This window comes from Synechococcus sp. UW179B, assembly GCF_900474245.1.
GTDB lineage: Bacteria > Cyanobacteriota > Cyanobacteriia > PCC-6307 > Cyanobiaceae > Synechococcus_C.
This window is the reverse complement of the sequence record NZ_UCNZ01000019.1, coordinates 177,874-189,731: the sequence shown is the minus strand read 5'-3', so window position 1 is coordinate 189,731 and position 11,858 is coordinate 177,874. Positions and strand designations below refer to the sequence as shown.

General features: G+C 47.8%; 6 protein-coding genes. 1 reads left to right on the top strand and 5 read right to left on the bottom strand.

The window, feature by feature from the left end; translation table 11 throughout:
- Positions 1 to 72: 72 nt before the first annotated feature.
- From DXY38_RS08350 to DXY38_RS08340, 3 genes are read right to left on the bottom strand one after another with little or no spacing between them, the layout of a single operon-like run.
- The gene (locus DXY38_RS08350) at positions 73 to 3,075 is read right to left on the bottom strand and encodes a peptidase domain-containing ABC transporter (protein WP_115071240.1); all 3,003 of its coding nucleotides are present in this window, start codon (positions 3,073 to 3,075) and stop codon (positions 73 to 75) included.
- Positions 3,072 to 3,818 carry a peptidylprolyl isomerase gene (locus DXY38_RS08345; protein ID WP_115071239.1) on the bottom strand — a complete coding sequence of 249 codons (747 nt, stop codon included), beginning with the start codon at positions 3,816 to 3,818 and terminating at the stop codon, positions 3,072 to 3,074. The genes DXY38_RS08350 and DXY38_RS08345 overlap by 4 nt, the downstream gene beginning before the upstream one ends.
- A complete protein-coding gene (locus DXY38_RS08340; RefSeq protein ID WP_115071238.1) occupies positions 3,815 to 5,575 on the bottom strand; it encodes a tetratricopeptide repeat protein in 1,761 nt (586 codons plus the stop codon). Before DXY38_RS08340 ends, DXY38_RS08345 begins: the two co-directional genes overlap by 4 nt.
- Between DXY38_RS08340 and DXY38_RS13485 the strand changes: the two genes are divergently transcribed.
- Entirely contained in the window at positions 5,569 to 7,755 is a 2,187-nt protein-coding gene (locus DXY38_RS13485) for a glycosyltransferase family 41 protein (RefSeq protein WP_170952899.1), read from the top strand. The genes DXY38_RS08340 and DXY38_RS13485 overlap by 7 nt on opposite strands.
- Before the next feature lie 3 nt (positions 7,756 to 7,758).
- On the opposite strand, the gene DXY38_RS08325 is transcribed toward DXY38_RS13485, so the two are convergent.
- Together DXY38_RS08325 and DXY38_RS08320 are read right to left on the bottom strand one after the other, a co-directional pair.
- Complete coding sequence (locus DXY38_RS08325) at positions 7,759 to 10,035, bottom strand: hypothetical protein (protein WP_136988079.1); 2,277 nt, start codon at positions 10,033 to 10,035, stop codon at positions 7,759 to 7,761.
- Positions 10,036 to 10,049: 14 nt separating this feature from the next.
- Positions 10,050 to 11,768, bottom strand: a complete 1,719-nt coding sequence (locus tag DXY38_RS08320) for a calcium-binding protein (RefSeq protein ID WP_115071236.1) — start codon at positions 11,766 to 11,768, stop codon at positions 10,050 to 10,052.
- Positions 11,769 to 11,858: the final 90 nt, after the last annotated feature.

Genomic DNA, 11,858 nt, shown 5'->3' with positions numbered 1-11,858 from the left:
GACGCTGGCTGTTCAGACGGTGTCTGTTCAGGAGATGGCTGATTATTTTTTGGTGCAGATGGAATCGGGGAATCAGCCAAGATCAGACTCCTGTTGTGAATAAAGAGCAAAGTAACGACCTTCCAGCTCTAACAACTCTTGATGAGATCCTTGCTCTACGAGTGATCCAGAATCCATCATCAAAATTGTGTCGGCCGATCGAATCGTGCTCAAGCGATGCGTAATAAAAAAGACCGTAGAGCCTTCGAACGCATTCTTAAGATTAAGGCATACTTGGCGTTCAGTTAGATAGTCGAGAGCACTCGTTGCTTCATCGAGTATTAACAACGAAGGCCGCTGTAAAACAGCTCGAGCGATCGCAAGCCGTTGCCGTTGCCCACCAGAGAGATTCCCTCCCCGTTCCCCCACTCTGGAGGCATAACCATTAGGCAATTCCATAATGAAATCATGGGCACATGCCACACGGGCTGCCGCCACAATCTCTTCGTTCGTTGCATCAGGAACGGTAAGGGTGATGTTGTCACGAACAGATCCGTCTAATAGCAGGCTGTCTTGTGGAACGATGCCTATTTGCCTGCGGATCGAACCTAACTGAAGCTTAGCCAAGTCATAACCATCAATCAAAATACGGCCTGAGTCTGGTTGATATAAGCGCGGCAAGAGCTTCATAATCGTGCTTTTACCACTACCACTTCGGCCGCAAATTCCTGCGAATGATCCAGCAGGAATCGTGAACGAAACATCTCGCACAACCAGTGGGGCAGATTCATTGAAACGGAAATCAACTCCTTGAAAAACAACCTCACCGGCAACAGGTGGCAGCGGCAGTTGCTCCATCTCGTTGTCACCAGCTTCACTTGTGGCATCAACAACATCACTGAGACGCTCAATGGATAGCGCTACACCCTGAAAACTTTGCCAACTGGTCGCCAAATTAAGCAATGGACCAACCACATAACCAGAAATAATTCGGAAGGCAATGAGTTGACCAATCGTGAGATCACCTTTAATGACTAAATAAGCACCTACCCAAAGAGTTAATAAACCAGTAAGTTGATTCAAAAAGGCACCAACTGTTGCTGCTGATGTGCCAATCAACACGGTGCGGAAATTCTCAGCCATATAACCAGAAAAAAGACGTTGCCATCTCCAGCGCACTGTGCTTTCGGCGTTCTGAGCCTTAATCGTTTGCACCCCATTCAAGGATTCAATTAACAAACTTTGGGTTTCTGCATTCTTTTCGGCTGCTTTACGCAATTGGGCGCGAATGAACGGAGATGCCACCAAGGTTAAGGCCAGAAACAACGGAACCACACCGAGGGTGACCGCTGTTAATACACCGCTGTAGGCAACCATCACGCCGATGTAAATCATCGAAAAGACGCCATCCAAAAGAAGTGTGATCGCCGTACCCGTCATGAAATTACGGATATTAGTTAGCTCAGCAAGCCGGGTTTGCAATTCACCCACGGGGCGGCGATCGAAATAACGAAGAGGGAGGCGTAACAAATGCTGAATCACCTCACCAGCAAGAGCAATATCAATACGATTGGTTGTATCAGCAAACAAATAGGTGCGGACAGCGGTTAGCAACCCCTGAAATAATGCCACTCCCAACAAAAGCAACCCAAGGGTATACAGCGTGTCTAGATTTTGCTGACCAATAACCTTGTCAAAGATCTGCTGGAACACCAACGGCTGCGCCAGGTTGAGCAGTTGGAGCACTAGTGACACCATCAGCACTTCAAGCAGGCTGCGGCGATAGCGGCGAATTTGAGGAGCAAACCAAGAAAGACCAAGCTTGCGCTTTTGGGTTTCTCGCCCTGGCGACAAGGTGAGCACACGCGCACCACCTTGATCACCCATGAAATCAGAGAGTGATAATTCCACCATGCCAAATTCAGGCAATACAGCCTTCACCTGACCTTGACTGATGTCATGAATCATGGTGGGTTGCCCTTCAAGCAACACAAAGCAAGGGAAAGGCAAACGCGCAAGCTGCGCTTCCGGGATATCAGAAATGGAGCCAGTAAAACCCATCATTACGGCTAAATTGCCGAGAATCTCTAAGCTCACTTGGCGCTCAGCAATCAGTTGTGCAGCCGTTCTCTCCATCACGTCGCGGCGGAACGGTGCGTTGTAGTAACGCGCCAGCATCTCCATACAAGCTATCGCTTGCTGCTTGGGCCCAATTCCGGTGACGATCGGAATGGTGCGGCCTCGAAACCGAGGTGAAGCCGCAGCCGCAAGACTCTCATCCTCAGATGGCGACAGGTGACGCTCTCCTTGTGGAGCGGGAACAGCCAAATCGGAATAGCGATCCTGCGACCAAAGATCGATGTCACTCGATAGCGCTAATTGATCAGGAGCTTTTAAAGAGGGATTGAGTTCTGCTTCCCATAACTGACGCTCAATCCGCAACAAACGCAATGGCTCTCCAACCGGAATGGATGCCAAAAGCTCAAGATCCACCTCAGACCCAATCGACACATGCTGATTATTGGGCTGGCTATCCCATAACCAAATCGCATCATCATCTGGCAATTGCCTCAAGTGATGAGCATCCACGACCCGCAATCCAGGCAGGAGACGACGCAACACTTCTCGCTCTGGAGGCTCAGCTTTGGGACGACGGCGCAAGGCCGGGGCGAGACAACTCATCAACTCAGCAGGAGAATCGTTGCTCGCAAGCCAATGGGCAAAGGTCTCACTCTCCTGCTCTAAGGCATAAAAGGTTTCATCAGTGAAGCCAATCAACTTCAAAGTGGTTGAAGCTGCCACCCATTCGCAAGGACTACGCCGCACCAAGCCGGCCCAACCCACTAGATCACCAGGCTTGGAAAGAGCCAAGGTGACGGGCCGACGCAAACCAGGATCTTCATGCAGCAAACGACCGCGGCCTTCCACAACACAAAAACAATGATCTGGCATCCGATCAGCTAGCAGAAGCTCCTGACCGACAGAACAAATAAAGGGGCGGGATCGCTCCGCCAACCAAGCCAAACGCTGATCATCAAGTTCACGAAATGCTGGGAACCGACTCAGCAGGCTCTGAAACGTGGCTACATCAGTCATGAAGCTTCGCTATCCAAGCGATCAGAATCAAAATGGAGAGGCTCTACTGGTTCGCCAGCTTGCAGGCGACGTACCCTTTCGTCAAGGAAGCTATCAAGTTGCTCTTGCAACAAGACCTGCCGCGTTTCGTCATCAAGCTTAGAAGGCATTAAGTGCTCAAGCCTCAAAATCAAATGCCATTCACCTAATTGCTGAACACGTGATAATTCACCCTGTTGGAGAGAACGCAACCAATCCGCAAGCTGCTGGGGTTGCAACTGACTCATCCGTATCGGTCCGATCACACCCTGTCCACGAGCTTCAGGACCTTCTCCATAATGACGAGCTGCTTCTGGAAAGGCCAACTCCCCCTCGCTGAGTCTCAGATACAACTCACGGGCAAGGCCACGATCGCGAACGCGCAACATTGAATAGATCACCTGATCACGCCCACCGCTAGACGACAAAAACAATTCTTCCAGGCCGGGACCAAATTGCTGACGCGCAAATAACTTCAAGGCAAGGGGACGCTTGAGATGCATCTCAAAGTCAGCTTGCTGCCATCCTTTTTTCTGCAACCACTGATCACGATCCAAATCACCAAGGAGTTCACGCTCAGCTTGCTCAAGCTCGGATTTCAGCACGGGTACCAATGCAGCAATGGCCTGCTCTTCGCGCCTCTTTAACAGCAACTGAAAAAGATCCAAGCGGCGCACAAGCAGATCCAGCTCAGCGGATGTAAGCAAATCAATATCAGCAGTCATCGAGTGAGTTTGGCATCCGCCAACGCTGGTAGGTCAAGAATAAACAACCCATTAAGCGCAGCCTGCAACTCAGTGATCACAGACTGCCAATCTCCGCGCTTCTTTTGCCGGAATAAACGCATGGAAGGATACCACGGAGAATCATCACGTTGATGCAACCAACGAAAATCTGCGTTGTGCGGGAGCAACAGCCAGGTTTGTTTATTTAAGGCGCCAGCAAGATGAGCAACAGCTGTATCAACACTGATCACAAGATCAAGCTGATTGATCACATGAGCTGTATCAGAAAAACTATCAACAACACCATTCCAATCAAAAACACGTTCATGATCACGCCAAGGATCTAACTGCTCAACATCAGATCCAACCTGCAAACTATGCAATTCAATCAAATCTAAATCGACAAGATCAATCAAAGGCTGAATCAAGCAAGGAAGCGGCAACGACTTATGACGATACATGTGACGATTGTTTGGATTACTCGCCCAAACGACTCCGACGTTTAATCCTCCCGGAGCCTGGCCAACCTGAAGATGAGATGGGGTTGGTCCAGGAGCGCGCAAATATGGTGTAGCCGAGGGAACAGTTGACAATTCTGTTTGGAACAAATGCGGCAAGCTCAGCATCGATATATTTGGCCTAGTATCACTCGAAGGATTGGAATTCAGCTTCAAACAGACTTGATCACCAAGCCCCATCCAATCTTGATAGAAAGAGATCAAATGCTCATGCGCCAGTAGGCGAAAGTTAATATTTCTTGCTTGCAACATAGGGAGATAACGGCAAAACTGAATGCCATCGCCAATTCCTTGCTCACTCCAAACAATTAGCTCAGGATCAGTAGGTCCAGGCAAGGATTCAAGGAATGGAGGAAGATTAACGGATGTTGGTGGCTTATGTACACCGAACTCTTTAGTATGAAAACGGGCTTCATAATACCTCCATCCTTCTTTATAGCGGCCTAACAATAAAAATGCTAAAGCCAGGTTCCACAAAGAATTAGAAGAAGTGCTATCAAGCTCGACACCACGCTCCAGAAAATACAGCGCATTTTCAGGCTGCAAAATCTCGATCAACACCTGACCGCAATTCACATGGCTACTCGAATGGCCTTGATCAAGCGAAATAGATTTCTGGAAACAGGATTGAGCAGCCAAGAAACGCTCAAGCTGAAACAAAGTTAAACCGAGGGAGCACCAGGCATCAGCATCCTCCGGCTTTAGCAGTAAGCTATTTTTCAATGCCTGCAAGGATCCAAGCTGATCATCCTCATCATTTAAGAGTGATCCATAGTTATGCCAAACAACCGAATCATCAACCTTGAGACACAAGCTCTTGCGGTAATGAGAAAGCGCCTTATCTGGCTGGGTCTCTTTTAAGAGATTTCCAACGTTGTAATGAATATCAGGCCGGCTGGGGTCAAGCTCGAGAGCTCTGAGGTATGACGCTAATGCTCGGGATTCTTGAGCCGGCAATTGACGGCAAATCATCCCAAACAAAGCAAAGTAATGGGGATTGCTTACCTGCGTGTGATCAAAGTACTCAAGGATTGACAAGCCTTCGCCATAGCGCTGGAGTTGCCAGTAGGCCAAGCCGAGCACCATGGCCCAATCGAGTGATAGAGCAGAAAACTCACCACCTAAGCGGGCTGCAGCAATCGCTTGATCAGCAAGAGAAGGATCAGCTGCCAAAGCAACCAGCCAATCCGAAGCGTCGGAATAGGATGGGTCTGCATTTGCAGGAGCGATCAGTGCCATCAGCCGAATGGTCTACGAATGAGATAAATTCAGATCATATTTTAACAGATCAAAAACATATAAATTTTAATGACATTGATATTGATTCACAAAGTGCCTTCAACGTCGAACAAGAAGAGCTGACAATAGTCCTGAAAAGGGCCATTGAGTTAAAACAAAAAGGCCAGACACAAAAAATACTACAACTTTATCAAGACAACCAAGATTTTCTTAGCCTTAACCTCCCGTTGAGTATCGATGCAGCCAATACATTCAGACAAGCTGGACTTTATCAAACAAGCTTAGAATTGATCAGCAAGAGCATTCAGCGCCACGGGCAACGAAAGGAGCTCATGCATTGCTGGGCAAGGATTAAACTACAACTAGGGGAGTTCGAAACAGCAGTAAGAGTTTTTACGCAATTAATCAGAGGAGATGATGAATCCTTTTCGATCTGGTTTGATTTGGGTGTAAGCCATAGTCGTCTTGGCAATCTTGAGCAAGGCCTAGATGCCTTCAACCATGCTCAGGATCTAGACCCCGATCATCAGATCACAACGGCGAATCGCATTACACTCCTGAAAGATCTCTGCAAAATAAAAGAAGCCCGAGATATCCTCAATCAAATAGAAAATAATAAGCACGACAACCTCGAGATCAAGGGAGCAGAAGCTGGATTATTGATGGCTGAACAAAACATGGCAGAGGCTGCCATGTTATTTACGGAGCTCTGCACCAAACAACCCCATCAACCCTTGCATTGGCTGAACTTGGCGGCAGCCGAACGAGGACAACGAAAGACGATTCGACCCAATCGAATCATCCGCCAAGCGCTAAGAGCGTTCCCAAATCATTATGATCTTAAACAAGCTTTTCTTCAAAGCCTCACTGAAATGGGGCAGCAAAATGCCGCCCGCAGGTTACTGACACAAATCAACCTGGAACAAATCAGCCGCAAAGACCAACACCTATTCAATCTCCAATTCCTAGCCGCAAGCTGCAATCTTTTACCTGAAGCAAAACGTCAAGAACTGGCCAAAGCCTGGGAGCGACGTAAACAATCTGATGCACTTCAAAACCTATGGAAAGATCATCTGGCTACAGCATGGCCAGGACGCCGATTACGCATTGGCTACCTCTCCTCTGATTTCTGCAACCACCCAGTAAGCCGTTTTCTCCTTCCTGTCCTTCAAACCCATGACCGGAGCAAAGTAGAGATCTGGGGTTTACATACCGGGCCACACTGGGATGCTGTGAGTGAATCAATCCGCGAATGTTGCGACCATTGGCTCAATTTAAGCGCCTGCCATGACGCCATGGGTGCACGTGCTATCGCTGATCAACAGCTTGACGTTTTAGTAGAACTTGGGGGCTACACAGGACATAGCCGTATCGGGATTTGCCTCCATCATCCCGCACCGATCCAAATGAGTTACCTCGGATTTCCAGGCGCTACTTTCTTAGAAAGTGTGCCTGGATGGATTGGAGACGAAGTGCTGTTCAAGACATTGCATCCACTTGAAACCGAGCAACACCAGTTGGCTTATATCAAGGGTGGCTATATGACATTACCAAAGCCAAATCAATGCCCCGAGGTCAATCGCACAGCGACTCCTTGTTTCCGATTTGGAAGCTTAAACCATGCACGCAAGCTCTCCGATCAAACCATTTCCTTGTGGTCTGATCTACTCAAGGAAGCACCCAATGCAGAACTTGCCCTCAAAAGTTTTAGCTTCATCGAAGCCGCTGAGCAACAACGAATTCGGCAACGGTTTGAGCAAGGAGGGATTCAGCCCGCGCGTATTCTCCTGCTGCCTTGGGCAGAAGATCATGCAACTCACCTAGCGCAATACAACGAAATCGATGTAGCACTCGATCCAATTCCCTATGGCGGGGCGACCACAACAGCAGAAGCGCTATGGATGGGAGTCCCCGTCATTTGCCAACAGGGGAGAGGAATGGTGGGAAGCTTATCTGCCAGCTTATTGACGAGTGCCGGCATGCCAGAACTCATCCATATAGACAATAAAAACTATCTCACATGTGCAATGAATTTCTATCAGGAAGGCGTCCGCAACAATCTCGACAGGCAAAAACTTATTGAGAAAATATCAAACTCAAATCTTAATCAACCACGACGCGTGAGCTCACAACTGGAATCAATTTTTGAGAACTACAGATCATCCCTAAAATCAATGTAATGCTCAAGCGACGTGAGACTCAATTGCGCTTTCAATCAACTCACCAAATGTTGACTCGAGCGATTGCATTAAGTTGGTCGCATCACCCAAGAGTGACTGTTGGACTTGATCACGCCAAGAGTTTCGATTCTGGCGCAACCAAGCCAATCGCTTGGGTTCTGCCTGCTGGACAGCTCGTTCCAGATACTGTTCCACTGAACTAGTAATCCACTCGTGCAATTCGGCTCCTGCTAAAACAGCTGCAGCCATACGAGTCACATAGTGCCGGCCTTCTAACGTAATTACAGGCACACCCATCCATAGGGCTTCACAGGTGGTTGTACAGCCTGTATTGGGGAAACTATCCAATGCAACATCCATTTGCTCATACTGCTTGAGATGATCTTCCGGTGTTGCCGAATAAGGCAAAAAAACAACGCGCTCTAAATCAAGACCAGCTCGCCGAAGCCTGCGTGTGAGCAGCTCTGCCGTTCCTGTATCGTCTGCTGCAAAAGCCTTTAGAACTAGTTGGGCATGAGGAACCTGGCGCATGAGTTCCGCCCAAGACTTGAGACATTGCATAGAGATTTTGCGGGAGTGATTAAAGCAACCAAAACGAATCGGTGATTCGCTGCTATGAGCAAATGACGTGACCTCTACGCGGCCTTCCGGCAATGCAGCGGGTGGCTGCCAGGCCAAGAATGGCCGTGGCAAACGAACAAGAGATTCAGTGTGCCACTCTTGCAGCTGTGAAGATTGCGGCAGAAGATGTTCGTCAACAAGCCAACAATCCATCTCAGGAATCCCTGTACTTGCATGAAAGCCAAGATAATTTACCTGAACCAGCGCCAACCGAGCAATAAATGCCGTGGCAATATTTTTACCTGTCCAACCATTGAGATCTACAACTAAATCCAAATTAAGGTCTCGAATAGCCTTCACTTGGTCTACGAGGGTGCGATGAGATGACAGATCACTGAACTGAACATCTGGAATGTTTGCGATTAGATCTCTATATCCATCATCAAAAGATTGTGTCGTCACAACGACATGTTGATGCTGAAGGGATCCCTCTGGCACAGCAACAAGCCATGAGTAAAGGAACCGGCAAACAGGGTGATTACCAATATCACCACAAATCCAGCCAATACGAAATTTATTCATTGCTCTGGTTTGAACTAGTTGCGATGATCCCCTAAATAGAAAAGGTGGTATAAACGACCTGATTTTTTGACTAAGGAAATCAACCAAATCAGAGGCTAAGGATGGGAAAACATCTAAAGCATGGCTACTAGAATGCATTAGCACATTAGAGTAAAGCGCCCCATAGACATCTGGCAGGCTCCTAACAAGTGGATGCAAGTAATCAAACCAATCAGCTCTACCAAGAAAATCATATGCTGGCGAAAGCACAGTTGGTGAAGCGACAACAGAACCAGAAAATTTTGGCAGACGCTCTAATAATTTAACTCTCAAGGCCTGAGCGGGTTGGCGCTGAAGCAACTTAGCCTGGGCGTATCTCTCAAGCAATGAAAAACTAGCTTGCGGATGAACTTTCAAAATAGTATTCAACACCGGAAGGCACAGATCTCCACGCTCAAGTTCAAACAAAACCTCGACCAACCATTCGCAATAATCAAGGCGAGGTATGCAACGGTTGATATTTGCAAGCAATAATTCCTCCGCAGCCTCAGCATTCTGCTTACGAAACATCAACTTAGATTGTAAAATTATACTATCACAGGAATCAAAATATTCGATTTTCGCTAATCTTTCAGCGGCTTCGTCAAGATTTTGAAGTTCCAACAAGCTATAGATACGTTCAAATTCAAGATGTGGGCAAAGATTTCCGTTTAGATTACTCCTATCAAAATCAAGAAATTCAGATGGTCGCCGACCCTGTTGGCGCTTCAACTGAGAAGTGGCCTGCAAAACCCTCCAATCGTGCCAACCAACAACTAATCCAAGCTTCTTTATACACAAAAGTTGCTTCTGCTGATCACGCATTAGCGCTGAAATCAAGCACAATAACCAATAGAAATCAGCAACATCAGAAGTAAGGTCACCCCCTGTAGGAGGATAAGCCAACAAGTGCACCATAGCCTGTTGTAACTCACCCTTTAGCAAGGCTGAAATGCTATCAATCCATCTATTACAACCATCTTCACATGAAGGGCGAAAGCCTGAATCACCAGCTTCAGCCTGGAGAAGACAACAAGAGATCGACTGCAACTCACGCCTCATAATTTTCAAATCTGCCAAAAAAAAAGCTCCCAAGAAGGGAGCCTTAGATTCACTCAAACGAGTGGGATTGATCAACCAAGACTGTCGATTGTTGCCTGAGTGACAGTAATAAATGTCATACCAGATAACGCTGGACCTGAAGAAGCGCCACCAGTAAAGGTGATGGTGTTCGTACCAAGAGTTAGAACATTGGTACTTGTAAATGAACCAGTACTGCCGTAATCATCTGAAACCGCAACTACCAAAGTGCTATTTGATGTAGCAGCACTGAAATTGATGACATCTGCACCACCTTTACTACCGAAGAAGTAAGTAGAGCTAGCAGCAAGTCCAGCGCTGGTACCCAAAGTCGTCACAAAATTGATGGTGTCATTACCAGTACCACCAACAAGCGAAGCACTCGAAGCAAGGCCAAGGAACGAAATACTGGAGTTTGTACCATCCTCAGCAACGATTTGTGAACCGTCGATTGCACCACCGAAGGTCATCACACCTGCAGATGAGGCACGTGAATTCTGGAAAGCACCAGTTACAGAAATGGTGTCATTTCCAATACCACCAAAGAGTGTCGCGCTCGATCCAGAAGCTGCAGCAAGACTGTCGTCTCCAGCATTACCGCGAAGCTGACCCGAAGCAACATCACCGAAGCTCAGAGTGTCGTTACCGGCGCTTGTACCATCCGTATTGTCTCCGTATACGGTTGTTCCTGCACTGAAGTCTCCAGTAAGAGCATCGCTTCCAGCATCACCAAACACGTAGCTGGATGCGTTTGAAGCAGCATTGAAATTGATGGTGTCATTACCAGAGCCACCACGAACGGTACTAGTCAAAAAGCGACCAGACACATTAATGCTGTCGTTTCCAGCATTGGATTGCAGCAAAGACTTAGTGAAAGTATCAGCAGAATCAGAATCTCCGATCAGCAGGGTGTCATCACCATTGTTTCCGAAGATCTCACTGTTTGCTACAGCAGAACTAGCAGTGATGAAGTCAGATCCAGCACCGCCTAGAACAGTGGAGGAACTACCAGCGATTCCACCGATGAAGATAGTGTCGTTACCAGCGTTGGCCTGGACAAAGGCAGAACTCAAGGAACCGCTGATTGATAGAGAGTCAGCGCTGTCTGCAGTGGTATCGGAATCACTGCCGCCCTGGATAACAGAGCCCAGTGCAGCTCCAGAAATTTGAATAGTATCGCTTCCTAAATCACCGTAAACGGTTGAACCTAGTAAGGTATTTCCCGCAAGGATGACATTGTCATTGCCTTGGCCACCACGTGCACTTGATCCAGTAAGGACTGCCCCAGTGACAGAGATGGTGTCATTTCCTTTATTAGCTTGGATGTAACCAGCACTAAGGCTGCCAGTAACAGAGATACTGTCAGATCCGTCTGCTGCAGTACCTCTTCCGCCGCCATAAACGGATGCAGAATTCAAATCAGTCGACAAGACAATGGTGTCACCGTCGGCTCCGCCGTAAGCAACAGTACCAACGTTGTTGGCAGTGATTGCAATGCTGTCAGTGCCTTGACCACCACCAACGGTGGCACTTTGAAGAGTGACAGAGAAGTTCAGGGTGTCATTACCTGATCCACCATCAAAGCTGCCATTAGAGGCAGTCGCATCAGAGATGATCAGATCGTTTCCATCGCCACCAAGGATGATGTCAGCGCCGCCCTTTCCATTGACGGTGTCATTGCCTTCCAAGGCATTGATCGAATCAGCACCAGAAGTACCAATGATGGTGTTGGCAGTATCAGTGCCAAGAATGGTGTTGTAACTAGTAGCCATTAGGTAGGTTTTGTGGTGGGTGAGTTGTACTCCTCACAACCGCACCCACCAAGGGGGCGGTGTGTTGTCCAAGACATTAAGTCTTGCTGA

What these genes read in the sequence shown, in the direction of transcription:
- DXY38_RS08340 (WP_115071238.1), bottom strand. Translation starts at nt 5,575, where the DNA reads ATGGCACTGATCGCTCCTGCAAATGCAGACCCATCCTATTCCGACGCT.
- DXY38_RS08345 (WP_115071239.1), bottom strand. Translation starts at nt 3,818, where the DNA reads ATGACTGCTGATATTGATTTGCTTACATCCGCTGAGCTGGATCTGCTT.
- DXY38_RS08350 (WP_115071240.1), bottom strand. Translation starts at nt 3,075, where the DNA reads ATGACTGATGTAGCCACGTTTCAGAGCCTGCTGAGTCGGTTCCCAGCA.
- DXY38_RS08320 (WP_115071236.1), bottom strand. Translation starts at nt 11,768, where the DNA reads ATGGCTACTAGTTACAACACCATTCTTGGCACTGATACTGCCAACACC.